The following is a 25434-nucleotide window of genomic DNA, read 5'->3' on the forward strand; positions in this document are numbered from 1 at the left end:
GATGGACATGACCTCTTTGCTTTTGCTTGGTCTTGCTGCGCTCGGTATTATAAGCAGTAATTCCCCTGTAACAATAGCAATGGTCGTCCTACTACTGCTAAGAGTTCTTGGCCTGCAGCAGACCTTCCCCTGGCTTGAGAAATATGGTTTAACCATCGGGATAATCATTCTTACGATCGGGGTCATGACGCCTTTGGCCAGCGGTAAAATATCGCTGCAGATGGTCGGTCAGTCCTTCCTCCACTGGAAGTCTATTCTTGCAATTGCGATCGGCATTCTCGTCGCTTATCTTGGCGGGCGTGGAGCCATCCTTATGACCAACCAGCCCACAGTTGTTGCGGGTCTCCTGATCGGAACAGTGATTGGCGTTGCATTGTTCAAGGGTGTCCCTGTAGGGCCGCTTATCGCAGCCGGTATATTGTCGCTCTTGATTGGCAAAATGTAACCGGTGGGTAACCATTCAACACAAAAATAGAGCAGCAATTCTCCACTAACGAGAGAATCGCTGCTCTATTGTGTATTTACTCAGCCTGAGAAATGGACTGTGGAATTTCATATGACGATCGTTTTTCTACAAACAACAGATCACCAACCTCATGCTCTGTTTGAATTTTTTTCAGTTGAGCCAAAGCTTCTGCTTCTGTATTGAAATACCCAGCTTCCACCAGGAATAATCCCTTCTGATCCTTCAATACACGCACATCTTGTAACCCGAATAACATCTCTTCAGCCATTCCTTGACTCTCACCAGCAGGCGCTGAGACAGTTCTAAGTGAATAGATAGAAGTTCCTACCCCCACGTCACCCTTCTTATCCTTCAATGTAATCGCCACCTGTGCCGGATCCTTATATTCCTTCACCTCATAAGCCACTGGCTCTTTGAAGGTTACATTGAAACGTATCATCGAGTCATCCAATGTAATTAAAGGATAAGCATCTTGAACATACTTGCTTTCCTTTAATGTCTCGAGATCTTTAACAGCTGAGAAGTTCCTTGCTCCACTCACGGTTACGGTCATTGTATAAGGACTGTCAGTGAATTTTACGTTATAAGAGCTTGCAAGGTCTTGTGTATTGTCGGAATTTGCAAAGTTTAAAATCATTTGATCACTGTTCTTCTGATGTTTCAAAGAAATGAAATTGACATCTACTCCATCCTGAATCGTACCGCCGCCTGCACTTCCATCCGTAAATTTCAATACACTTACAAGCTTACCGAGCACTGGGACATCATTCATACTATCCGCGAAGGCTGGCACCGTATTTACCCCTACTGTAAAAGAAATAATAACTGCTGCTGCAACTGATCCTGTCCACTTTAATCCATTCATTTTCGTTCCTCTTTTCTGTTGTTTATGAAGTTTTCCTCTTTCAATCCCTTTACGAGAAGCTTGTGAGAGTTCTTCGGGGATTTCAATATCGTTGTATGCTTTCTGTAACCGTTCAAGTTGATTATCCAAAGTACTCACTTCCCTTCATATTTATTTTTAATTTCCCTAAACCCCGATAGATGACGGTTTTTACAGAGCTCTCTGGCATTTCCATTACTCCCGCAATTTCTTTAATAGGTAAGTCTTCGAAATATCTCATAACAATGATCATTCTTGATTTTTTATCAAGGACACTTAACGCCTCCTTTAGATCAATGACATCTTCTATCGGTTTTGAAACATAGCTGACTTCAGGATTTTTATCCATATACACGATTTTTTTAGATTTCCGGATAAAGTCCAAAGCACAATTGACGGCTATTTTTGTAAGCCAAGATTTAAAATATTGAGGTTGCTTCAGTTTATGAATAGAGATATACGCTTTGTAGACGGTCTCCTGTACAATCTCCAGCGCATCATCCTTATTCCTCACATAGGAGTATGCCATACGGTAAAGACGCTCCTGCATCCCATCTATTAATGCAGTAAAGCTGTCTTCATCACCCGCTATCGCCTTTTCCTCCAGCTCTGTTGTATTCAAGTTCTCACTACCTTTCATGTTGCTTATACTTTTTAGACGCACGTGATATTCAAAAAGACTCAAATGGGTTTAAAAAAATGGCCCTCTCTCTCGAGAAGACCACCTAAGTAATTTATTGTAAGGTTAGTTCTTATCATGTATCCAAATGCTGTACGTTAAACAATCTCGCATAACTTCCATCTAGCCCTATCAGTTCTTCATGTGTACCACGCTCTGTGATCTCACCATTCTCGAGCACTACGATCTGATCCGCATGTGTAATCGTAGACAGTCTATGTGCAACAATTAGTGTAGTACGTTCCGATGAGAGGGATTGCAGCGCTTGTTGAATTAAATGCTCTGACTCCAGATCCAGCGCTGATGTAGCTTCGTCTAATATAAGAACCTTCGGATCTTTAAGAAACACTCTTGCGATCGCAACCCGTTGCTTTTGTCCACCGGACAGCTTCACTCCACGCTCTCCCACTTCTGTGTCATAGCCTAGCGGCAGCTGCTCAATAAAATCATGCGCATTGGCAGCTTTCGCCGCCGAGAGGACTTCCTCCTCTGTAGCATTAGGATTACCGAACAAGATATTATCTCTTACAGACCCACTAAATAAGAAATTATCTTGAAGCACCATTCCAACGGCTCTTCGTAAACTCTCCTGCGTCAAACCTTGTATATCCTGACCATCCATCTGGAGGCTACCTTTGCTGATGTCATAGAAACGCGGAATCAAGCTTATGAGAGAGGACTTCCCACCACCACTCATTCCGACAAAAGCGACCGTCTGCCCAGGTTTGATACTTAAATTGATATCCTTCAGTACCCAATCATTCTCTTCGTTGTATTTGAACCAAACCTTATGAAAATCAATTTCACCACGTGCATTCGTCAGTGGTCTTGCTCCCGGTTTATCCACGATATCATAAGGCTCTTCTAGCAGCTCAAGCACCCGTTCAAGGGAAGCCGAGGCTTGAGTTAGCACTGTCGAGGAATTAATCAATCGACGCAGCGGCGCATACATCCGGTCCAGATAGCCGAAGAAAGCAACAAAGGTTCCCACAGTCAAATGGCCATGAATAACTTGATAACCCCCGTATCCGATGACTAGCAGTGGTGCAATATCCGTTAGTGTGTTAATAATCGCGAAGGTAATCGCATTCCAACGGGTTTGAGCCATCGCTTTTTTGAGAAAGTTACCGTTGATATCTTCGAACTGCTTCTGATCCACTTTTTCCATCGTGAAGCTGCGGATAATCGAAATGCCTTGAATCCGTTCATGAAGATAGCCTTGAATGCCAGCTAGAGCCTGTGAACGGTCTTTGGTTAACACCTTAAGTCGTTTATATAGTTTACTCACCGCAAAGGCGTAAAACGGAAGTACAGCGATAGATACTAGCGCCAGCACTGGATTCAAATAAAACATAAAACCAAGCGCAAACACTAGCGTAAATAAATCCAGCCATACATTCATCATTCCGACTTCTACTAAATTTTTAGTCTGTTCCACATCATTTATAAATCTCGAAATTGCTTCGCCCACTTTTGTATTCTGATAATACCGCAGCGACAAGCGCTGTAAGTGACTGTATAGCTTATTGCGCATATCGAACAATATCTTACTTGTGATCAGCTGGGCAAAATACTGCCGGTAATACTCCACCGGCCCCCTTACAATTACGAATAAAACAAAAGCGCCTCCGAGAATAAGCATCAATTGCGATACCCGCTCCTGAGCACTCATGGCAGGGTTCATCAGCAGGTCATCGACCACGTATTTCAGGATCATAGGCAGTGTCAACGGGATGCTAAACTTGATCATACCTATAAAGAGCGTAAACACAATCCATTTCATGTAAGGCCGTACAAAAGTAAAATATGATTTCCATTGTTTCACAGAGATATTCTATCCTTTCTCTTTACTGAGTTGCTAAGTACAGTTGACTTTTGCGCTCTACAGTGTTTTTATATTTTTAAGTCCATAAGTACGATTGCAGTACCCGAACTTCAGGAGGATAAAGATGTCTAGACAATTTGTGACGGAAGCCGTCATGATGGCGATTTACGGCCAGCTTCTCATATCGAGCAGCCCTGTAGAATATATAGTGCCTTATACGACCGTGATGGAATTATACGAACTTCGGGACAGTGATGATCCGTTAATGAACCGTCCAGATGATGACAAGCATGTCAAACTCAAGATTGGTGAGCTCATTGCCTATTTCGAAGAGCCGCTAAATGCTAAAAAAATCAACCGCTGTCTGGCCGTTCCTTGGGCAAAAAGCTCTGGTATTCTACTAGGCGGACAATCAAAGATTACCATCATTAACAGCATGGATACCGCTGTCTACGGCGAAACATTCGATCCCATCGAAACGGAGCTTCTATTGTCTTCACAACGTGAGAAGGTGCCCATTCTTACCGATCAATTCGAGCTGATTCAACGCATTATTGAAGGTGGGGTCCCTGTTCAAGTATACGACATTGACGATTTCGATTTTGCAATGGAGGAAGAAACGTTCCACAATTCGCACTGATTATATCAACGTAGAAAAAGCCCTGCCTTTTGGCAAGGGCTTTTCACATTCGTAAAAAAACAAAATTAAGACATTTAAACCTGTACTCCGCCAGGCACCGAATTGGCTTCATACTTATATTCAATGTCATCCTCTGCCTCAGAATACACAATAGTTAAGCCGTAGCCCTCCATATACCATAAATCCTGCTCTTCCATGTAGAACACAATACCGTCTTGTTCAACTTGTATTGCTGGACGTCCAGGTGCCTCCATCCCGATACCCAAGGAGAAACCAGGGTGAAGTCCACCTCCCGAGCTATAGCGGGGAAATAAACGAATATAGTCGCCATTCTTAAGATCCAGTTCTCTTTTAAACCAAGCTGCCGCTGCTTGACTAATTTCCATGTTCATCTCTCTCAGCTCCTTTGTATAGTCTAATCATACTGAAAATGAATCGATTTTCAAACACCTTTATGTAATTAATGTTTTCCCAAGCTCCTCAAAAATTAGTTTGACAACTTTGCAAACGGAGTGATAAACTCTGAACATAACTAAACGTCTGCTAGTTATTACCAAAATTAATTATTAAAACTATGAAAGGGGTGAGCGCGGTGTTTACGAAGTTACAGCCATATCAAATAACTATTGTTGGAATTTCCAATCAACTGAATACCGAAGCAGCCCAAGTGGTGAACCCATCCTGAAGTTCATACGAGTGTAAATGATCGTATAACTTTAGTTCTTGTAGGTCTCTCACATGCCTGGTGCTGTATAGCACCGTGCGCATGATAGCTGTAAATTACAGGCATATCGTCCGTTTTCGGATGATATGCCTTTTTTGTTTAAATATAAGAATTTATATATTTCACGATATAAATTTTCCTTATATTTCTACGAGAAACGATTGTCCTCTTTGAAGGACGATAACGTCGATTCTTCTGGCTATAGAGATAACCACTTGCGCTTTTTTCCAACATCACAGCTATTACTTTAACTTGAAAGGAAGGGATTTACTTGTTCTCCGTTCTCCGCAATCTCGGCTGGTTCTTTCGCCGAGAAAAAAGGCGTTACCTGATTGGCCTAATCTTACTTATTGGAGTAGGTGTGCTTGAATTATTACCCCCACGTCTGCTAGGCAATGCCATTGACGACATAGTACGCGGTTCTATTACTACAGCATCATTAGCCAAGTATATCGGCATGATCCTCATTTTACTGCTAGTCATTTATTGGATTACCTACATATGGATGCACAAATTATTCGGAGGCTCCAACCTCGTAGAGCGCCTTCTGCGCTCGAGATTTATGAATCATTTGATGACCATGACCCCATCGTTCTTCGAACGCAATAGAACCGGTGACCTGATGGCTCGGGCAACCAACGATATTAGAGCGGTCTCAGCTACCGTGGGATTCGGAATGCTCACTCTGGTGGATTCAACAATCTATCTCACAGTCGTACTGTTTGCTATGGGTTTTCTCGTCAGTTGGAAGCTGACTCTCGCAGCGGTAGTGCCATTACCGTTAATTGCAATCGCTATGATTTTTTATGGCAAAGCAATACATGATCGTTATTCCTTAGCACAAGATGCATTCGGAGATATGAATGATCAGGTTCTCGAATCTGTCTCCGGTGTGCGGGTTATCCGTGCTTATGTACAAGAGAGACTCGATGAGAAACGATTCTCGGATATTACAGAAGATGTATACAACAAGAATATGGCTGTAGCCCGTGTAGATGCCTTCTTTGAACCGACAATTCGATTCTGCGTTGGACTCAGCTACATTATCGGTCTTACCTATGGGATTTATCTTGTATTCCGTAATCAGATCACGCTGGGTGATCTAGTCTCCTTCAATATGTACCTCGGGATGATTGTATGGCCGATGTTCGCCATTGGTGAGCTGATCAACATCATGCAACGCGGGGGTGCCTCTCTCGAACGTATTGATGAGACGCTAAACTCCAAAGCAGATGTTCAGAGTGCTGCTAACCCGGTTCATGTTGCAAATCCTACCCGAATTGAACTTAACGATGTGACCTTCCGTTATCCTTCATCGACGATTGACAATTTGACTAATGTCAGTCTGACCTTGAACCAAGGGCAAACACTAGGTGTAGTCGGTCGTACAGGTAGCGGTAAATCAACGCTGCTCAAACAGCTGCTACGAGAATATCCGACAGGTAATGGTGAAATTCTCATCTCTGGTGTTCCAATTCAACAGATTTCATTGGATCAACTGCACAACTGGATGGGATATGTTCCTCAGGAACAGATCCTCTTCTCTAAATCTGTTCGTCAGAATATTCAATTTGGTCTGGATAACGCGGACGACGATACGATCTTGAAAGCTATCACAGCTGCCGCCTTCCAAAATGACTTAGGCACATTATCCGATGGTTTAGATACGTTGGTTGGTGAGCGTGGAGTATCCTTATCCGGTGGTCAAAAACAACGTGTATCCTTATCCAGAGCTTTTATCGCCAATCCAGATGTACTGATTCTGGACGATGCTTTATCCGCTGTTGACGCTCGTACGGAAGCCCAGATTATTGAGAATATTCGCCAAGAGCGTGCAGGAAAAACAACATTGATCTCTACGCATCGCCTCTCTGCTGTTCAACATGCCGACATCATCGTTGTACTGGATAACGGCCACATTGTTGAACGTGGTACGCATCAGGAGCTATTAGATATGAATGGCTGGTACCGCGAGCAGTATGACCGGCAGCAAGTAGAGAATAATTTATCGAATGATTAATAGACATACTAGCTATGACTAAGCAAAACTTTTAGGAGGTGTCACCGTTGACAAAGAGTACAGGCAAACGCCTGCTTGAATACGCATTGACTGCAAAAAAAACCTTTATTGCAGCCCTTCTACTCCTCTCCATCGGGGTAGCGGCTGAACTGGCAGGTCCGTTTATCGCCAAAAGTATGATTGACAATCATATGCTGGCCATTGAAAAGCCTTATTTTAGCACTACTTCTCCAGATGAGGCCGTTCAGTATAACAACGCTTATTATAAACGAGGAGATCGTTTTGAACCCGGGGAAGCTAAGGGTCAAGAAATTCGCATTCTTCAAGAGGGAAGAACCTTCTACTTTATTAATGAAGCTGTAACACAACCAGATGGTGAGCGAAAGTTCAGCAATGGTGAAATGCATATCACACGTGGTGAGGACGAAGCCATCTATCCTGCGGTTAAGCTTTCAGCAGATGAGCTGTTCGCTTTTTACAAACCTGAGCTTCCAGGCATTTATCAGCTAGTCGGTTTGTACGCTATCTTCCTAGTGATTTCGATCTTTGCCGAATTTGGTAAAACCTATTGGCTGCAATCTTCAGCGAATCAGGTGATTCGAAAACTGCGAACCGATGTGTATGCGCATATCCAGCGACTTCCGGTTTACTTTTTTGATAACTTGCCAGCAGGTAAGGTAGTCTCCCGTGTAACCAATGATACTGAGGCGATAAAAGATCTATTCATTGCCGTTCTCTCCAATTTCAGTACCGGTATTATTAATATTACAGGCGTATACATCGCCTTGTTCTTGCTCGATGTCCGGCTAGGTCTGATCAGCTTGTTCATCATCCCGATTCTTATTCTTTGGATCGTGCTCTATCGCAAAATCGCTACAAAATATAATACGATTATCCGCTCACGACTGAGTGAGATCAACGCTATCATTAATGAATCGATTCAAGGAATGTCCATTGTTCGCATATTCCGCCGTCAGAAGCAGCTTGGTGAAGAATTTGAGCATCTGAACGATGACTACTTGAAATATCAGAATAAAATGCTGAATTTGAATGCCTTTACCTCCCACAACCTGGTGAACTCGTTGCGCAGTCTCTCTTTTGTGATGGTGCTTTGGTATTTCGGACATGGCAGTATTACGGGTTCTACTTTTGTATCTTTAGGGGTTCTATACGCCTTCGTCGATGTGCTTGGACGTTTGTTCCAACCGATTACAGGTATGGTGAATCAGCTTGCAAATCTCGACACTTCTATGGTATCTGCGGGTCGTGTGTTTACTCTTATGGATGAGCCTGGGGAAAATGTTACCGACGGTTCCATGCCGCGATATAAAGGAAAAGTGGAGTTTAAGAACGTGTCCTTTGCTTATAAAAAAGACTTCGTCCTTCGCGATATTTCCTTTGAAGCACGTCCGGGAGAAACGGTTGCTCTAGTGGGTCATACCGGTTCCGGAAAAAGCTCGATAATCAACTTGTTATTCCGGTTCTATGATCCGCAAAAAGGTGAAATCACGATTGATGGCCAGAAGGTCACAGATATTCCGAAGCAATGGCTGCGTAATCACATGGGGATTGTTCTTCAAGACCCTTACCTCTTTACTGGTACGATTGCTTCTAATGTCAGCCTGGGGGATGAACGAATCTCACGCGAGCGGGTTGAACGGGCTTTACGGGAAGTCGGAGCAGATAAATTGCTGGCCCACCTTCCTCAAGGTTTTGATGAACCCGTTATTGAAAAAGGGAGCACCCTATCTGCAGGTCAGCGGCAATTGATTTCGTTTGCCAGAGCGCTCTCCTTCGACCCTGCTATTCTGATTCTTGATGAAGCCACCTCCAATATCGATACGGAGACCGAAAGCGTCATTCAAGATGCATTAGAAGTCCTTAAAAAAGGACGCACGACATTCATCATCGCACACCGTTTATCCACGATTCGAAGTGCAGATCAGATTCTGGTTCTGCATCACGGAGAGATCGTAGAGCGCGGTAGCCACGATGAGCTGATGGCACTCGGCGGCAGATACTTCCGGATGTATCAGCTGCAAGTAGGTGCTGGTTCTAACAGTATAGATAATAATAAGAGTGCACCCTCCCGAACTTCGTTAGGCAGCTTGCAACCATCGTTAGAGAAAATGTAATCGATGCCCTGAGTCACATCTGTGATTCAGGGTTTTTCTACACTTGATATTAGAACGTTTGTTCTGTAAAATGAAAAATAATACATATAGGTGAAGGAGGCATTTGATGCGTACATACACTATAACTAAGAAACAAGCTCGACTTTTTCTCCTGGCACACCAAAAGTTAACCAGGGGCGCTCTTCCTGCCGGTAAACTTAGTATTTATGATTATGTTCGTCACGTAGGCTGTATCCAATATGATCCTCTTAACATCGCAGGCCATAACCATGAGCTTGTCCTCCAAGCACGAGTTCCCGGGTTCACGCCTGAGCAAGCCCAAGAGCTACTGTATCAAGACCGACTTCTATTCGATGGTTGGGACAAGAACATGTCCATTTATTGTACAGAGGACTGGCCTTATTTCAAACGGAGAAGAGAAGCTTCTGCCTTGTACCATCAGGTTAATGAACCTGTAATGGCTGCCGTACAGCAGGTTCGTGAGGAGCTAATAAAGCGCGGTCCTCTCTCCTCCTTGGATGTAGAAGGAAAGGACAAGGTGGATTGGGCTTGGGCTCCGGCTAGACTATCACGTGCCGCTTTGGAAAGTATGTACTTTTGGGGGGAGATAGTCGTTCATCATCGTGTTCATACCCGCCGGTATTACGATTTCGCTGAACGTCTGCTACCACATCATCTTTTGAACACGAAAGACCCTAACCCCACCGATGAACAATTTCATGATTGGTATGTGCTGCGTAGAATAGGCAGTATCGGACTGTTATGGAATAAATCCGGAGACGGATGGCTGGGGATTTCCGGTCTGAAGAGCAAGGAACGTGCGGCAGCGATCCAAAGGCTGTTACAAAGCGATAGCCTCAGGGAAGTTCTAGTGGAGGGTATTAAGCTCCCACTCTACATCCGTAGCATGGACGCTCTAACTTTAGAAGCTGTAATACAGCAAGAGTCAGAAGATGCTGAGAGTCAATCAGGTTATTCGTTTGCAGCTGTAATAGCTCCACTCGATAACTTGATATGGGATCGAGAACTGATCCGACAATTATTTGGATTTCATTACCGCTGGGAAGTCTATAAACCCGCTTTGGAACGAGAATATGGATATTATGTACTACCTTTATTATATAATGATCGTTTTATTGCGAGATTTGAACCGGTGGTGGATAAGAAGAGCCAAACATTGAATATTATGAATTGGTGGTGGGAACCGGGTGAGCGCCTAACACCAGAGATGCTTCCGGCATTAGGCGAAGCTCTATCTGCATTATCACGCTGCGTTAGAGCTTCTCAGATTCATTTTAGACCGGAGGTTGTAGAGGACTGCGGATTAGAAGAGTTATTAGTGCAAGGTCTCCTCTTCTAGCCCCAGTTTCGTGAACATTTCTGTACAATAGCCTTGTAATTTGATTTCTAGCCGTCTAGCTTTATTTTTGAATCGTTTTAACTCCTCGATCATCTTTGCCCTTCCAGCAGGGCTGAATGTTTCTTGTATCCGTTCTTTGAAATAATCGTGAACGATATGGTTTCGCTGTTTCCATACTTCTTCTAGCTGAGCGGTTTCTTGCTCCGAGAAAGGAAAGTGATGCTGTATTTCTTTGATGAGTTGACCGAGTGAATTGCTGAGTTTTCGCTGATACAGATCCGTCAGATCTGCTTCAGTGGGCGTCTTGCCTTGCGATAATTTGGTGAGCAATAACAAATTGGTCAACTGCTGTTCTAGGGCTTGACCATAATAGACTGCTAGTCCAAAATACGCAAATAACTCCTTGGATTGTTCACTCTCTGGTACTTGTGTATGCTTCATCTTTCCCCTCCACTTCAATATCCTTTTTACTTTTATCTATACAATTTATGTTTTGTTGTAGTCTCTCTGTCTTGATCTGTACAAATAAAAACCGATAAGCAGTGTTATATATAAGAGCGCATGTGCAAATGAACCTAACAACTCCGCTAATGGTATAGTATCAGCTTTCATCATAACCTCCATAACTGGGGCGACAGGTGGTAACAACCAGATCAGAAAATGTAACGAACCGGGCAAACTATCACTGATCTGGGTCCCACCAAGTGACATTATAACAATTCCCAGCATGATACCGGCAGCATAGCTGCCTTTCTTAACCCACGAAGATTGCAGATATAAGGAAATGGACACACCAAGCATCCCTAATAACCCGTGTCCAGCAAGAGCTAAGCTGAACCGATACACCCCTGGTGATTCTGCGAAGTGGCCCGTTACCCAAGGATAAATAACAAGGATTAGATCAAGCAGCAACGTAAGAAATGCAAGTGAAAGAATACCCCCTACACTATGCTTAACCGCGCTTCGCAGATGAACTACTGCGATCTGCCGATGTACAGGATGTTCATGATTTAGAAAGCTGAGGCCCATCCAGGCACAGCTGATAAAAAGCATTACTGCAGTAGCTGCATAGCTATTCATTACCGGATTAGGTTTATAGGAATACAAAATCTGAACCGCAATCACAATCCCTGCTAATGGGCCGAAATATCGCTGAGATCGGGTATAGCTTCGCAGCATATAAGCGATAAGCGAATTCATGAATCGACCTCCTTAGCTCTGGTCGCTGGGCTCATCCACAGTTCTATACCATCACGTCCCCCTCGGGGATCTACCGATTGTATTGAGCCACCCGCTTCTAATACAAACCGCAGAAAGATGTCAGAATGTGAAGCCTCTACAGTCAGCCCTATACAATCACTATAAGCACTATCCTTAACTTCCTCTAAAGAAATAAACCCTGTCATACCCTTCAGATACTGCTGATTCTGAATGGACAGATTGGATAATCGGATATAAGTAGTGGGGTTTGCTCTCAACTTCTGAGACCCCACAATGGACTTAACAATCCTTCCTCCTTGAAGTACATGGACATGGTCGGCTAGCATTTCTATCCACTGAGGCTCATGTACCGAGAATACTATGGCTGTGCCCTTTTTCTTCAAATTTATCAGAAGGTCAACAAGCTTATTCATGGAAGTGAGATCCAATCCCGACATAGGCTCATCCAGAAGCAGCAATGAAGGACTTCCCATTAAGCTTTGGATCAGATTTATTTTTTGCAGCATCCCTTTGGAGAAGTTTAGCATAGATTGTGTACGAAAATTCTCCAACAGAAACAGTTCGAATAACATTGTTAATTCCTGCTCGATCTGAGCTGGTGCAAGTCCGCTAATCTGACCCATGCTTCGCAAATACTGCTCTGGGGAAAGCTTCGACCCTGGAAAAATTTCAGGCGCATATCCAATCCTCATATGATGATGAATGCGATCCAACTTCCCTGAGGAAACATGGATGAGTCCAGCTAAGATAGACAGCAGCGTGCTTTTACCTGAACCATTCCTTCCGATAAGTGCAGTGACAGTTCCCATTTCAACGACCATCGAAACTTCTTCCAACACTGTTCGTCGTGCAAATTGCTTACTAATTTGTTCTAATACTATTAGGGGAGTAGCATCTATGCCAATGTCAGTAAAGTTAAGTTCTTCTCTGTGTGTCACTAATCGCGCTCCCTTCATATCTACTGTTAATTCTCCAGTTCCCTACGAATTTCCTCTTATACGAACCAAATTTTAATCAAAAAAAGAAAGAACTGCTAAAGCAGCCCTTTCTTAAATCCAGAAGTTTTATTATAAAATTGTTTGCTTTCCGTTAATCCTTTCCCTCTTTTTGTTTATTTGTTATGTGACAGAATATCTTCAGCTCGAAGCCAGAACTGTTCTGCAGCTTTCTCTGGTGTAATCTGACTGAACATAAGCAAATCATATAGCTCACGTAATAAACCTGTCCCCTCTGAAGAGCCAACCGGATCAGGCGGGTCCATCGGGCTGCTATTTTGCTCCACCCATTAAAATATATTCAAAGATCTGTGCAAGCTCTGGCTATATAAATGGTTTCATCTGTTCTGAATATAAAAAAACAGACTATTGCTATATTTCTACAGCAACAATCTGGTTATCGGTTCATATATGAGAGTTAGGTTACATGTATTTACGCATAAACCTCAACCGCATCGCTAATTAGACGGCACGCCTCAGCACATCTACGGCAGGCATCAATACATTCCTGACAATGTGTATGTATATGCTTGCTGCTTTCATCTGCACAGGCTTCACAAATTTCGGCACAAAGACGGAGAATTCCGGCTACAAACGGACTTTGGCGAGTCATCGCTTGTACGGCATATGAACAAATATCCGCACATTCACGATCTAGCCGCATGCTTTCACGCAGAGAAGCAAGATCATATTCTTTTAGGCTTGAGACATAGCTATAATTACAGGCATTCATACTTTCTAAACAAGCGTCAATGCACTCCTGATATTGAATTCGGGTCATAGCCTTAAACCTCCTGTATTTTTATAGGGTATGCGATACTATTAACCTACAAGATTAGGAATGAACCATTACAACTTCTGACAAGGAGATCTGATTATAGACTTCTCTTAATTGTACTAGGACGAACGAAGGTACGCCCTTCCATCTCCAGTAACCTAGTGCGCAGTTCATTTGATGAGAAATGTTCACCGATGAATACGGCAACGTCAGGCACTTCGCCTTGTGGTGTGATTTTCATAAAATCAGCTTCACGATAGGCATATTGGAAAAGAAAGCGGCTGGAGGTGTCATTAAAGGTCACAATACCTTTAGCTCTATAAACATCACGCGGTAATTCCTTAACGAACTGTTCGAATTGTTCACTGTTTACTGGACGTTTAAAATAATGTGTGTACGCCATAACATGATCGTGGCTAGTATGTGTGCCTCTAGTCGTGTGTTCATCTTCATCATGCAAGAAGCTCTCACTGGCATCCTCAACCTCTTCCAATTGTGCATCCGTAAGAACTCCACCTGCATCACGCAGCAATTCCTCCGGTTCTACATCACAACGCACAGTTGGCAGAATGGGTGCATAAGCGTTCCATTTCCGTAGTACAGCGGTAACCTCTTCCGCCTCTTCAGCGGTTACACGGTCAATTTTATTCAATAGCAAGACAGAAGCGCAGCGAATCTGCTCCTGCATCAAACGATAAGTTGCCCCCTGCTGTGCGCGATACAGTTCAAGAAGATGTACGGCATCAACAACGGTGATCAAGCTTTTCAGTTCTACCTTTTGATACAACGAAATTTCGGTTACGCCATCTACAATTTCCAGCGGATTTGCAGCTCCTGTTGCCTCGATTACTACGACATCCGGAGTCTCCTTCTTAATGAGTGTTGCCAGCTCTGTACTAAGATCACTTCGGATAGAACAGCATATGCATCCACCAAGTAGTTCTGCCATAGGGACAGTTTGCTCAACTAGCAATCCATCCAAATTCACTTCACCCAACTCATTCATCACTACTGCAGGGCGTAAACCCTGATTTTTCCAATGATCTAGTAGGCGCTGCAGCAATGTTGTTTTGCCGCTCCCCAGAAATCCTGACAATATATACACAGGTACGACCTGTTCCATGTTTCATCGCTCCCCAGCAAATTACAGTTATGTGTAGCGAGTGTACTACATGCGCGCGAAGCACGCAAGCGGCACCCCAAATTCCAGCTGCATTCTGTAAGTACACGTAAGCTTGTCTTTACTTCTGCCATCCCCTATCATGATAACATCTCTAATCTAGGAGTTGAGCCATTTGTCATCTGTTGAAGAACATCGGAAAGAAGCGCCTCAAACCGTTTCCTGCTATATCATTACTGTCTCGGATACCAGAACTACTGAAACAGATACCGGAGGAGCTTTGATTAAATCTATGCTCGAAGAAGCCGGGTATGAAGTGATAGGCAGCACCATTACGAAAGATAATTATCAGGATATCCGTGAGCTATTGTATAAATGTGTTGACCAGGCCGGAATAGAAGCTGTACTCCTCACAGGTGGAACAGGGATTTCTCCACGGGATACGACGTATGAAGCTGTTGCCTCTTTGCTAGATAAAACATTACCTGGCTTCGGTGAGATTTTTCGGATGCTAAGCTTTACAGAGGACATCGGTTCGGCAGCTATTCTTAGTCGAGCCATCGCAGGCACCATGGGAAAGACCGCAATTTTTTCTATGCCTGGCTCTGCTGGAGCCGTAAAACTGGCTATGGAACGGTTAATTATCCCGGAACTTCGCCATGTTATGCGTGAAATTTACAAGCGTTAAGCAAATACCCATTTTTAAATATAATAGACAAACAACCAAGCAGGCTTTTGTTCTGTGCGTATAATACGGTAAGTCCACACACAAAAGGAGCTGAAGGAAATGTCTGAATGTCCAAAATGCCCGGCCCAAACGGTTACTGACCCACCTAAGGTGGTTTATCAAGATCACTTCCATCCACAAGTAGTAAATGTGATTCATCCAGTTGAAATCGTTAGACGTCATCACTGTGTACCCGTTCCTCGCCATTGCTACACCTATTCTGTGAAAGATGTTTTTTGCGACAATAACATGATGCCTAGAGGCGGAAGATAACTCTACTTCACACCACTATTAAAAGTCCCCTATAAGTGAGAGACAGACCCGTGCTAAATGCATTAGGTCTTCTCTCGCTTCTTTTGCAGAAAACATTTGACAAAATGGATCGTTTATCTAGTCTGTATGTCTTCTATCAACCGGAGCACCAATCGCGGGAAGCGTAGGGACAGTGATCTCTACCCGTTATCTATTAGTTAAGACAGAACAATATGCTAGAGTTAAGGGCCACTGGAATTTGTTCTAGTGATTCACGATAGCACAGCTATAAAAGCAAGCCTCTGAAAATCAAATGGCTTGTTTTTTCAAAGAAAGGATCGATCAGAAGTAAAACAGCAGCACAATGTAACTCGAAGATACTTCCGTTTAACTAATCGCTCACTGTAAAAGACAAAATGTCGAATAAACCTGCAAAAAGTACATCTTTATATGAAACGTGGCGGACTACAGATTAAGGGGGTCAAGCCGTAATTTCAGTTTTCTTTTGTCTAGCGAAAGGTTTGGATGACCATGAGAATAAAATTCCATTTTGGGTCGTGAATCGGTACTCATGATTTATCTTTGTTAAACTCAGAGTCAGGGTATCATCGGAGACCATGCTTTAAGGCGGTCAAACTCATAGATCGTTCGGAGATGATAGCGTTCTTTTTCATTTTTCCTTTCAAAAACACCCATGTATCCAACATCATTAAAAATAACGTATTCCAATGTAACCCGCTGATCTGGGCGGTTAGATTGCCAATAATAATGTAATTCTAACGGAGCCTCATACCATAACCAATCTAAATCCTTAATTGCTACATTTCTATGCTGGAGAACCCATATACTGAAGGCAACATGAGGATCCTCTACAGGTATTTCTGACTTTGGATTCTTTTCTTTCAATTGACTCGCAGCCGCCTTAAGAACTCCATTCATATCTGATTCGACGGAAAATTGTGAAACGGATTTAATCTGATTAAATTGCTCAGTATATTTATTAGCCTTCGTTAGCTCATGGATTTCATTCAAACTAATCTTAGGGCCATAGAAAATAACACAGATACTAATTAACCCAAAAATAAGCGCTTTCGAGAAAAGAAACTGCTTCTTTTTATACATATAAATTAATGCAATAAAAAAGCCCACAGGAATCAGTAAGCCGAACAAATTGATGTAGAACTCACAAAGTAAAAAGGCTCCAATAATTAACGCCCAATCCTTTAATCTCAATGTTTTTCGCTGATCCCAATAGGACACTAGTAATGAAACAATAAAACAAATCCAAAAGATCCAGCTCAATAAAACCAGTCCTCCTCTCTCCTACATTCTCCATATAATACCACATCCAAGGGGGTACCAAGAGGACTCCCTTGGATGTCTTACAACCCAAAATTATTACTCAGTCCTTATAAAAGAATCCGGATAATTGGCTACAAATTGAATCATGTCATCAGAGATCTCCCATCTAAAAACGGAAGTCAAAACCGGATCTCTAAAAAAGGATTGGACTGCTTTATGATTAAAATCAGCTGAGTAATTCTCGAACTGGGCTCTTTCGTGGTTTGCACGCAGCTTTTGTAGGTTAGCAGCTTGAGCTGGCCCCTTTACAGAAAAATCAAAGTCCTCTAAACGAATCTTAATTCTTTCTTGGTTTCGCTGAGTCATCACCTCTATCTGTAGCTGATTCAGATCGTATACCAGGCTATACACAGTATCCTCGCGCCGTGCTGCGGCAAGAACTTTAAATGCAAAATCCGTGTCAGGCGTTTGCTCCGCTAATGTGCTTAATGCTTCATAGGCAATCTTATAGCGATCCAGTGAATTCTGTTCATAAGCATCCCGATCTTCCCAGCCCTTGAAATCCACCCTCTGAATCTCCTGTACAGCTTCCTCATACACTGTATTAGCGATAATAGGCATGGAAAGCTTGCCTTTATATACAACCAACCTTCCATCTAAAAACTCAAGAATCGCTTGATTGCCCCTCCGGTCAGCCAACAGATAATGTAAACTAGAAGTGCTTTGATCGATACGAACCGTCGTAGCTGCTACCAATGCTTCCTGAACAGTAGCACAGGTATCAAGTAAATATTGAATAAAATGCAGTTCACCTAAAGCGGGTCGTTCATCCACCGCAGGATATTTAGTCTGCCAAAGTGTCGTTTGCTCCACCACCAGCCCTGCTTCATTCATCCCCCCATTAGGATTTTCTTTTCCAATTTGTGAGATGGTTAGGCTTCCATACTGAGAAATCCAAGAAGCGGGCTGAGCTGGAGGCATCATTAATGCAGTCTTCTGTAAACCTCTTTGGTTCGTAAAAAGATACACTCCATCGTAGATTACATCTTGATTTTTACAGACTCTATTGAATTCATTTTTAAGCATATGGAAGGTTGTACTCATGTTCATCTCCCTTTTCTTATAGCAGCTTGTTTAGAACCTCTTTATTTTCATTTTCCATATGATCCAGAAAAGCTAAACATAACTCTTCAATCTGCTTATTCTTTTGATCTAAGAGGGCTGAGAATCTTGTAATCAATGTCTGCTTTCTTTTTTCCCATTGCAGCTGTTGCAATTTTTGTAGATAGCCTTCCTCCTCCGGATTCTCCTCTTCATTCCTTAACATCCGGGTTAAAAAAAGAATTTGCACCTCGATTTTTACTTCTGGTGTTAGATCAAGCAAGTAATTGTTCTCATCAATCAACAGATCAGCATCCACTTTGAAAAATTCTGCCAATGCTTGCAGTCTTTCTTTGGGTACAGGACGACGTTTCTTGACCCAATCACTAAATTGTTGCGGGGTCAGCCCTACTTCTCTGCATACATTGGTGTACGTCACTTGATGAATTAATGCAAGGTATTGCAAAATTGTTAGGGCAGATACAGTAGTATTACTTTCCATGATCACCATTCCTTATTGACATAAAATATGTCTAATCCAATTAAACCCATCTTACATTTTGACGTATTTTATGTCAACCGTACATCTGTTCTATACAGTTATATACAAAATAACCCGACAGAGAAATCTGCCGGGTTATTCATCATTATCTTTTACAAATCAGGATGCTCATGTTTTGCTTTCAGACGTTTCCAGCGACGCTCCACTTCTGCCTCGAAGCTGCGTAAAGCCGGCTCATTCTCAGGCTTCAGTAAGTGACGGGTTTTGCCCATGGTCTTCAGCCAAGCTGAGAGCTCAACGCGTTTGCCTTTGTCTTCTGGATTGTACGTAATATTCGTAGAACCATGTTCCACTTCATATAGAGGGAAGAAGCAAGATTCTACTGCCAGCGAGACGATGTTGGTGCCTTCTTTATCTTCAGACATCCAGTTCAGCGGGCATGCGATCAGGATTTTACCGTACACTAGACCTTCGTTCTGAGCGTACCACTGTGCTTTTGCCGCTTTCTTCACAAGATCCTGCGGGTAAGCTTCGGAGCCAGTAAAGACATATGGAATGTTAGTAGCTGCCATGATTTGGGCAGTATCCTTATGCTGTGTAACTTTACCTTGCTGATTCTTACCAATGCTGGATGTAGAAGTACGGTGACCCAATGGTGTGGAATAGGACTGCTGAGCCCCTGTATTCATGTAGCCTTCATTATCGTACTCTACGATAATCATTTTGTGACCGCGTAGTGCAGCCCCAATCGCAGGTCCCATACCGATATCCATACCACCATCACCCGTTACCATTACAAATGTAAAGTCGTCTTGAAGCCCAAGTCCGTCCAGTTCACCGCGGCGTTTGCGTTCCCAGAACATTTCTACCACACCAGATAAGGTAGCAGCACCATTTTGGAATAGGTTATGAATAAACGTAGATTTATGAGAAGAATATGGATATCCTGTAGTTGTTACCATGGCACACCCTGTATGATACAGAGCAACGATATCCCCTTCAATCCCTTTGAAGAACGTCTCCAGCCCTGAGAAAATCCCACAGCCCGGACATGCGCCATGACCAGGTGCCAGCCGTTTAGGTTTCTTCGTCAAGCTGCGCAGTGGGGGTATTCGCACACTTAATTTCCCTGTAGCTTCATCCTGTTTAACCGTAATTAACCCTGTCTTCAACGCATCAAAGTTCATCGGCTTCAATAGACGCTGTGGCGCTTTGTCCGGCGTACCTGGATTGTGACCATAGTAGTCAAACGGTACTTCAACACGGTTTGCAGCAACAGCATCTAGTGCCAATTCAAAGAACGCATGACCATCTTCTGCGTAGAAGTCCTTACCGCCCAACCCGTAAATACGGCTAATGACCTTTGTAGTAGTGTTACCATAGGTGAACAGTGCTGCCTTGATCTCATTTACCATATTACCGCCGTGACCACCAACCGAATCTGCACGGTCGCCTACGGTGATTGCCTTTACATTTTTCAGCGCTTCCGCAATTTGCTTCTGCGGGAAAGGACGTATCATATTCGGCGAAATTGCACCTGCTTTGATCCCTTGCAAACGAAGCTGATCTACAACATCTTTAATGATCTCTGAGGCAGAGTTCATCAGGAATACGGCTACTTCCGCATCTTTCATCCGATACTCTTCGATCATAGGATAGTGTCGTCCAGTCAATTCAGCGAATTCCTTCGCAATCTCTTCGAAGACTTCACCCGCATTATACATGGCTACCGACTGCTGATAGCGGTTGTTAATGTAGTCAGGTTCATTCATATAAGGACCTACAGTAACCGGATTATTGCGGTCCAGTGTATCCGTAAAGCCCACCGGAGGTTGTGGCCCAACGAATTTATGAACATCCTCACGATGTGCAAATGCCTGTACACGACGTTTCTGGTGAGAAGTAAAATAACCATCTGATGCTACCATTACTGGAAGACGCACTTTGGCGTGTTCTGCAAGCTTTAATGCCATCAGGTTCATATCATAAACGGATTGTGGATCACGGCACATCAGTATCGGCCAGCCCGTATTCAGCGCAAAATACAAATCAGAATGGTCACCATGAATATTAAGCGGACCGGAAATCGAGCGGCAGATCAAATTCATAACCATAGGCATCCGTGTACCAGCTTGTACCGGCAATTGCTCAAGCATAAACATATATCCTTGGGCACTTGTAGCATTAAATACACGACCGCCAGCCGTCGAAGCGCCATAACAAATTCCAGCAGAACTATGCTCCCCATCTGATGGAATAAGCATAATATCATGTTGGCCGTTCGCTTTCATCGTATCAAGAAATTGAGCCACTTCTGTCGATGGGGAGATCGGAAAATAACCCATGACATGATAATTAATCTGATGAGCAGCATAAGCTGCCATTTCATTGCCGGATTCATATAGGAATTTCTGTTCTACCTTCGTAGAACTTACTTCTTTTTCATAATCAATAGCCACGTATGTTCCACCTTTCCTCCGTATATTAGGCCTGAGTAACGAGATCGAAAATATGCCGGACCGTATGGCTCTCTGCGTAGCCATCTTCCTCGCGCTCGCCAGACAATGCCGTTGTAGGGCAAGCTTCTACGCATTTCAGACAGCCTTTGCAGTATTGATAATCGATTCCTTGCAGGAACATTTGCGGACGTCCCTTCTTATCCGGTTGCTCCTCCCAAACAAAACATAAATCAGGGCATACCGTATCGCACTGCGCACAATGAATACAATCATCTAATTTAAAATGAGGCAATAAACCGGATCTTGAAATGCTGAGATTCTTTAAAAAGCTGCTGCCAGGATTTGTAATGGTACCCCCGATCGGCTGTGTTTCATAACCTAAGGCCGAAATATCGGACCGGACGAACTCAGGCATAATCGCACCTTCAGGCAATGGAAAATGCATGAAAGTAACCTCATTAAAGCCACGTTCGAAAGTAGTTAATGCGGATTGAACAGCCTGCGGATATTTTTTGCCAAGAGATTTCTCGATAACACCCTTCATAATTTCAGGATCCAAGAAATCGCACATCCGGAACAACGCACCTAACATCGCCATGTTTACGCGATTCTTCTCATCTAATGCGATCGTCGTAGCATCAACAACGGCAATAGTTCCAGCCATCATGTTTAGAGAAGACTTCAATTCCTCCGGTGACTTGGCTGAGTTCACAAGCACTGTACTATGATCATAAATTCCGCTAGTCACGTTAACGGTCTTAGCCAACGCTTCATGGAATATTCCTACGACATGTGGTCGTTCTACCGGTGAAGTGTCGCGAATATGCGTGTTCAAATCACAAAAACGGATATGCGCTTTTACCGCTGATCCCTTTTTCTCAGAACCATAGGATGAGAAGCTCACTCCATTCATTCCAGCTCCGACTACTCCTGCTTCTGCAAGCATTTTACCAGCTAAGTTCGCGCCTAGCCCTCCAATTGATTCCAGACGAATCTCAAAAAATCCGAGTTCGTTCACTTTTGGTAACTGTACCACCGACATAGCCCCTTTCAGAATGTCATCCGTATAATATCCTTATGACTTTTTCAAAGATTGTATCTTGATTTTGCAAGTCGCGAAGTGACAAATCTTGCATTTTCCATGTGTTACCTAAACTTATTTAGCTACTTTTATTTAGCAATAAAATTAAAAATTAAGATGTTAAATTCATCACATTCTTCATGATAAATATCACACTCCAGTGAAAAGACAGCCTTCTTTATAAAAATGTGTGTTATTTTTACTTTTCAACTAGTCCATTTCAGGATAAACTGATGCTTGGTGTAATTTTCGAAGACAGCTTAGGAGGCATTAATTGTGAAGTCAAACGAAGCATCATTACAGAAGAAATTGCTTCCTCGGCATATCAGCTTTATGGCGATGGGCGGAGTAATCGGTACGGGGATTTTTAAAGGGAGTTCTGAGACCATAAGCATTGCCGGACCTGCGGTTATTCTTACTTATGTATTAGCAGGCTTGCTACTCTTAGTGGTCATGGGAGCAATAGCCGAAATGGCTACGGTGTACCCGAATAGGAACATGAAGGACTTCATTCGTGAAGCTTTTGGAGAACGACTCTCCTTTATCGTGGGTTGGTTATATTGCTTTATGTGGTTGACCGTCTGTGTAATTGAAGTACTGGCAGCAGGAAGCTTCTTACAATACTGGTTACCGGATGTTCCATTATGGCTGCTTAGTCTAGCAAGTGGCGCTTTAATTATCGGCATCAACATGATGAGTGTAGGTGGTTACGGAGAAACGGAGTTTTGGTTAGCCGGTATCAAAATTGCTATGATCATCATCTTCATTATCTTAGGAAGCTCATTGATTTTTGGGCTATTGCCAATGACGGAAGCTACTCCATACTTACACAACTTTACGGACTATGGTGGATTTCTCCCACGAGGATGGACCCCCATCTTCTCTGCACTACTTGTCGTCATGTTCTCATACGGCGGGTCAGAGTTGATTGGGCTAACCTTGACAGAAACTCAGGATGCAGAAAAGGTCTTACCTAAGGTTGTCAAAAGCTTCATTCTGCGCGTCATTCTGTTTTATACCTTACCGATCTTAATCATCTGCGGATTAATTCCCTGGAATCAACTGAATGAGCATACAAGCCCGTTTGTTCAGGTGTTAGCCGCTACAGGACTTAAGGGTGCCGATCACGTTATGAACTTCATTTTGATTACAGCGGTACTCTCTGCTGCCAATTCTGGAATCTATGGCGCCACCCGGATGCTGCACTCTATGGCGTCACAGGGCGAAGCACCACGCAGCTTAGCAAAAACCTCTGCAAAAGGTGTACCCATCAACAGTCTGAAGCTCTGTGCCGTTGTTCTTGTTATCGGTTCATTGTTAGCGTACTTCGCACAGGATGGACTGTTCCGTTTACTAATGGCTGTTCCAGGCTTTGTAGTTATTCTCGTATGGATCAGTATTTGTATGTCACAGCTTAAGCTGAGAAGATCCTATCCGAAAGAACCAACCTTTAAGGTATGGGGATTCCCTTATATAACTGCTATTACACTTGCATGTTTAACTATTATTGCGGTTTCCTTTCTCTTTGATGCCCAGAACCGTATCAGCATAGGCACCTGTTTAGGAGTCCTGTTGATGCTAACGATTTGGTCGTTCGTAAAATTCAAGAAAAAGAACTAAAGTATTAGCTAGGACTGATGTATCAAAAAGAGGTGTATCCCTTGTTCTTCGACAATAGCGAAGAGAGGGATGCGCCTCTTTTAATTGTTGCCATTCAAAACGAGTTCGCAGCCACGCGTTTACATTACTCTCCCTCGCTTTTTTTGTATATTTATTTATTTAACACTAATCATGACTCCCTTACATACAATGTCTCGTGACAAATGACTATTGTAATTAATAATGGGGGGACCAGAAATGTCTATGTATAATAATCCTACTTCGATTTATCCCAATGGGATGAGAAATACAACTGTTGACGAAAGAGAAATGGTGATGTCTCATCCTGTCGTCGTAGAGGCAAGACAAATTGCTATGAATCAAATTTTAGTTACTTACGATCAACCTGCGGATTTAGCATCAGCAACAAATATTTCGAATTATTGGATAAGAAGTAATATGCCAAATCCAAATGACATAGCAAGTGTAGGAATGGGAGAGGCTCTTACTAGAGAGAATACGATTCGTGCTGATAAGGGAATGATAGCTGCAATTGATAATTCAAAAATGAGATTTGTTATGACCTTCAATACGAATGCTACTATGGGTGTTCTTTATATCTTGCTCCCTTGTTTTGTTAATTTAGAAGGGAGATCCGGGTATACAGGGGCAAACTGGGGGCCGTTTAGCAGAAATATGTTTATCGGACTGTAGTTATTAGAATGGGAGGCGTATCCCTTGCTCTTCACATTAGCGAAGAGTGGGATACGCCTCTTTTAAATGTATACATTCTAGACCAATTTTTTTGATCATGGAAGATTAATTATCAAAGCCGGGCGCACGCCGTCACGGGCTACACTAACATTCGCATAGCTGCGAATGCTACAGCTCGGACCGACAAAAAAAGCACGCGAAGGTTTGTTTCCCTGTGTTCGCAGCCACCACCAGGAGCAACCAGTCTCTTCGCCGTCTTTGATGATATAGTTATCTTTATCCGTTTTATCATATACATATAAGCTGCATCCATCGGACTTTTTCATTTTAGCAAATTCCGTGCCAACCGCACGCCGTAGTTCTTTGCCACGTATCTCTGAGAATGCCTTTATTTCCTCAACACTAAGCAAAAAAACGTTGTCCTCTGTATCAGGGGTACCCTCTCCGTTGTCTGTGCAATGAGTCGTCTTTATTAATTCCTTCTCGGCAGCATTGAATGCGGTATGATAGAATTCATCGTTTAACCACACTCGTAAATCACTTTCGTGCCACGTAATATCCACGCAATCACGCCATTTAATATCTGCGCTCTTGCCGTGATACCTCTTGCATTCCAAAATGTACTCGCTCAAAACAAACAGTTCACTACCTGAGTTATGTAGAATCCGCCATTCAATCGGCAGTTCTTTACCATCCTTCGATTGTGAATACGTGCCAAAAGTAATGATTTCGCCCGGCTTAAAGTTCATGTTCGAGGTAAAAGCATGCTTAGCCTTGTCCATCAGGTTCTCCTCCTTATTTGCTCCCGAAAAAACAAAAAAACGCGGGTACTTCACTCTCCCGCGTTAACA

25 protein-coding genes are annotated in these 25434 nt (G+C 43.0%); 9 read left to right on the plus strand and 16 right to left on the minus strand.

Annotation, left to right across the window (positions count from 1 at the left end; translation table 11 throughout):
- The first annotated feature begins 1 nt into the window (after position 1).
- On the plus strand, positions 2-445 hold the full coding sequence (locus ACN6KS_RS16645; protein ID WP_440960074.1) for a DUF441 domain-containing protein: 444 nt from the start codon (positions 2-4) through the stop codon (positions 443-445).
- A 76-nt stretch (positions 446-521) separates the two neighbouring features.
- On the opposite strand, the gene ACN6KS_RS16650 is transcribed toward ACN6KS_RS16645, so the two are convergent.
- The 3 genes from ACN6KS_RS16650 to ACN6KS_RS16660 form a co-directional block, all read right to left on the minus strand.
- Positions 522-1460, minus strand: a complete 939-nt coding sequence (locus tag ACN6KS_RS16650; RefSeq protein ID WP_440960075.1) for a DUF4179 domain-containing protein — start codon at positions 1458-1460, stop codon at positions 522-524.
- Positions 1453-1971 (minus strand): sigma-70 family RNA polymerase sigma factor, encoded by a 519-nt coding sequence (locus ACN6KS_RS16655; RefSeq protein ID WP_094875273.1) that lies wholly within the window; start codon positions 1969-1971, stop codon positions 1453-1455. The genes ACN6KS_RS16650 and ACN6KS_RS16655 overlap by 8 nt, the downstream gene beginning before the upstream one ends.
- 133 nt (positions 1972-2104) lie before the next feature.
- Positions 2105-3853 (minus strand): ABC transporter ATP-binding protein, encoded by a 1749-nt coding sequence (locus ACN6KS_RS16660; protein ID WP_440960076.1) that lies wholly within the window; start codon positions 3851-3853, stop codon positions 2105-2107.
- Positions 3854-3977: 124 nt separating this feature from the next.
- Here ACN6KS_RS16660 and ACN6KS_RS16665 point away from each other — a divergent pair, with 124 nt between their 5' ends.
- Complete coding sequence (locus ACN6KS_RS16665) at positions 3978-4493, plus strand: ADP-heptose synthase (RefSeq protein ID WP_094868892.1); 516 nt, start codon at positions 3978-3980, stop codon at positions 4491-4493.
- A gap of 74 nt (positions 4494-4567) precedes the next feature.
- Here ACN6KS_RS16665 and ACN6KS_RS16670 read toward each other — a convergent pair whose 3' ends face one another.
- Positions 4568-4885, minus strand: a complete 318-nt coding sequence (locus tag ACN6KS_RS16670; protein ID WP_094868891.1) for a HesB/YadR/YfhF family protein — start codon at positions 4883-4885, stop codon at positions 4568-4570.
- A gap of 603 nt (positions 4886-5488) precedes the next feature.
- Here ACN6KS_RS16670 and ACN6KS_RS16675 point away from each other — a divergent pair.
- The 3 genes from ACN6KS_RS16675 (at position 5489) to ACN6KS_RS16685 (ending at position 10732) form a co-directional block, all read left to right on the plus strand.
- The gene (locus tag ACN6KS_RS16675; protein WP_440960077.1) at positions 5489-7237 is read left to right on the plus strand and encodes an ABC transporter ATP-binding protein; all 1749 of its coding nucleotides are present in this window, start codon (positions 5489-5491) and stop codon (positions 7235-7237) included.
- Between the two features lie 47 nt (positions 7238-7284).
- A complete protein-coding gene (locus ACN6KS_RS16680; protein WP_440960078.1) occupies positions 7285-9372 on the plus strand; it encodes an ABC transporter ATP-binding protein in 2088 nt (695 codons plus the stop codon).
- A 106-nt stretch (positions 9373-9478) separates the two neighbouring features.
- A complete protein-coding gene (locus ACN6KS_RS16685) occupies positions 9479-10732 on the plus strand; it encodes a winged helix-turn-helix domain-containing protein (RefSeq protein ID WP_440960079.1) in 1254 nt (417 codons plus the stop codon).
- On the opposite strand, the gene ACN6KS_RS16690 is transcribed toward ACN6KS_RS16685, so the two are convergent.
- The 6 genes from ACN6KS_RS16690 to ACN6KS_RS16715 all read right to left on the minus strand — a co-directional run bounded on the left by ACN6KS_RS16690 (position 10709) and on the right by ACN6KS_RS16715 (position 14849).
- A complete protein-coding gene (locus ACN6KS_RS16690; RefSeq protein WP_440960080.1) occupies positions 10709-11173 on the minus strand; it encodes a hypothetical protein in 465 nt (154 codons plus the stop codon). The genes ACN6KS_RS16685 and ACN6KS_RS16690 overlap by 24 nt on opposite strands.
- A gap of 45 nt (positions 11174-11218) precedes the next feature.
- Positions 11219-11932 (minus strand): hypothetical protein, encoded by a 714-nt coding sequence (locus ACN6KS_RS16695; protein ID WP_440960081.1) that lies wholly within the window; start codon positions 11930-11932, stop codon positions 11219-11221.
- Positions 11929-12891: an ATP-binding cassette domain-containing protein gene (locus tag ACN6KS_RS16700; protein ID WP_440960082.1), complete on the minus strand. Its 963-nt coding sequence runs from the start codon at positions 12889-12891 to the stop codon at positions 11929-11931. Before ACN6KS_RS16700 ends, ACN6KS_RS16695 begins: the two co-directional genes overlap by 4 nt.
- 173 nt (positions 12892-13064) lie before the next feature.
- On the minus strand, positions 13065-13214 hold the full coding sequence (locus tag ACN6KS_RS16705; protein ID WP_440960083.1) for a hypothetical protein: 150 nt from the start codon (positions 13212-13214) through the stop codon (positions 13065-13067).
- 167 nt (positions 13215-13381) lie between these two features.
- Positions 13382-13729, minus strand: a complete 348-nt coding sequence (locus ACN6KS_RS16710) for a four-helix bundle copper-binding protein (RefSeq protein WP_042128424.1) — start codon at positions 13727-13729, stop codon at positions 13382-13384.
- A 94-nt stretch (positions 13730-13823) separates the two neighbouring features.
- On the minus strand, positions 13824-14849 hold the full coding sequence (locus tag ACN6KS_RS16715) for a CobW family GTP-binding protein (RefSeq protein WP_094868885.1): 1026 nt from the start codon (positions 14847-14849) through the stop codon (positions 13824-13826).
- 172 nt (positions 14850-15021) lie between these two features.
- Here ACN6KS_RS16715 and ACN6KS_RS16720 point away from each other — a divergent pair, with 172 nt between their 5' ends.
- Positions 15022-15534, plus strand: a complete 513-nt coding sequence (locus ACN6KS_RS16720) for a MogA/MoaB family molybdenum cofactor biosynthesis protein (RefSeq protein WP_094868884.1) — start codon at positions 15022-15024, stop codon at positions 15532-15534.
- A 99-nt stretch (positions 15535-15633) separates the two neighbouring features.
- A complete protein-coding gene (locus tag ACN6KS_RS16725) occupies positions 15634-15846 on the plus strand; it encodes a hypothetical protein (RefSeq protein ID WP_094868883.1) in 213 nt (70 codons plus the stop codon).
- Positions 15847-16422: 576 nt separating this feature from the next.
- On the opposite strand, the gene ACN6KS_RS16730 is transcribed toward ACN6KS_RS16725, so the two are convergent.
- The 5 genes from ACN6KS_RS16730 to ACN6KS_RS16750 form a co-directional block, all read right to left on the minus strand.
- Positions 16423-17127 (minus strand): hypothetical protein, encoded by a 705-nt coding sequence (locus ACN6KS_RS16730; RefSeq protein WP_440960084.1) that lies wholly within the window; start codon positions 17125-17127, stop codon positions 16423-16425.
- Positions 17128-17223: 96 nt separating this feature from the next.
- The gene (locus ACN6KS_RS16735; RefSeq protein ID WP_179281506.1) at positions 17224-18231 is read right to left on the minus strand and encodes a carcinine hydrolase/isopenicillin-N N-acyltransferase family protein; all 1008 of its coding nucleotides are present in this window, start codon (positions 18229-18231) and stop codon (positions 17224-17226) included.
- 16 nt (positions 18232-18247) lie between these two features.
- Entirely contained in the window at positions 18248-18730 is a 483-nt protein-coding gene (locus ACN6KS_RS16740) for a helix-turn-helix domain-containing protein (RefSeq protein ID WP_094868880.1), read from the minus strand.
- A gap of 152 nt (positions 18731-18882) precedes the next feature.
- The gene (locus ACN6KS_RS16745; RefSeq protein WP_440960085.1) at positions 18883-21189 is read right to left on the minus strand and encodes a thiamine pyrophosphate-dependent enzyme; all 2307 of its coding nucleotides are present in this window, start codon (positions 21187-21189) and stop codon (positions 18883-18885) included.
- Between the two features lie 25 nt (positions 21190-21214).
- The gene (locus ACN6KS_RS16750) at positions 21215-22225 is read right to left on the minus strand and encodes a 2-oxoacid:acceptor oxidoreductase family protein (protein ID WP_094868878.1); all 1011 of its coding nucleotides are present in this window, start codon (positions 22223-22225) and stop codon (positions 21215-21217) included.
- A 321-nt stretch (positions 22226-22546) separates the two neighbouring features.
- Between ACN6KS_RS16750 and ACN6KS_RS16755 the strand changes: the two genes are divergently transcribed.
- Together ACN6KS_RS16755 and ACN6KS_RS16760 are read left to right on the plus strand one after the other, a co-directional pair.
- On the plus strand, positions 22547-23890 hold the full coding sequence (locus ACN6KS_RS16755; RefSeq protein ID WP_094868877.1) for an amino acid permease: 1344 nt from the start codon (positions 22547-22549) through the stop codon (positions 23888-23890).
- Positions 23891-24127: 237 nt separating this feature from the next.
- Positions 24128-24583 (plus strand): hypothetical protein, encoded by a 456-nt coding sequence (locus tag ACN6KS_RS16760; RefSeq protein ID WP_306440371.1) that lies wholly within the window; start codon positions 24128-24130, stop codon positions 24581-24583.
- 95 nt (positions 24584-24678) lie between these two features.
- On the opposite strand, the gene ACN6KS_RS16765 is transcribed toward ACN6KS_RS16760, so the two are convergent.
- Positions 24679-25365 carry a DUF6273 domain-containing protein gene (locus ACN6KS_RS16765; protein WP_440960086.1) on the minus strand — a complete coding sequence of 229 codons (687 nt, stop codon included), beginning with the start codon at positions 25363-25365 and terminating at the stop codon, positions 24679-24681.
- Between the last annotated feature and the right edge of the window lie 69 nt (positions 25366-25434).

This window comes from Paenibacillus nitricinens, assembly GCF_052056485.1.
Taxonomy (GTDB): domain Bacteria; phylum Bacillota; class Bacilli; order Paenibacillales; family Paenibacillaceae; genus Paenibacillus_AQ; species Paenibacillus_AQ nitricinens.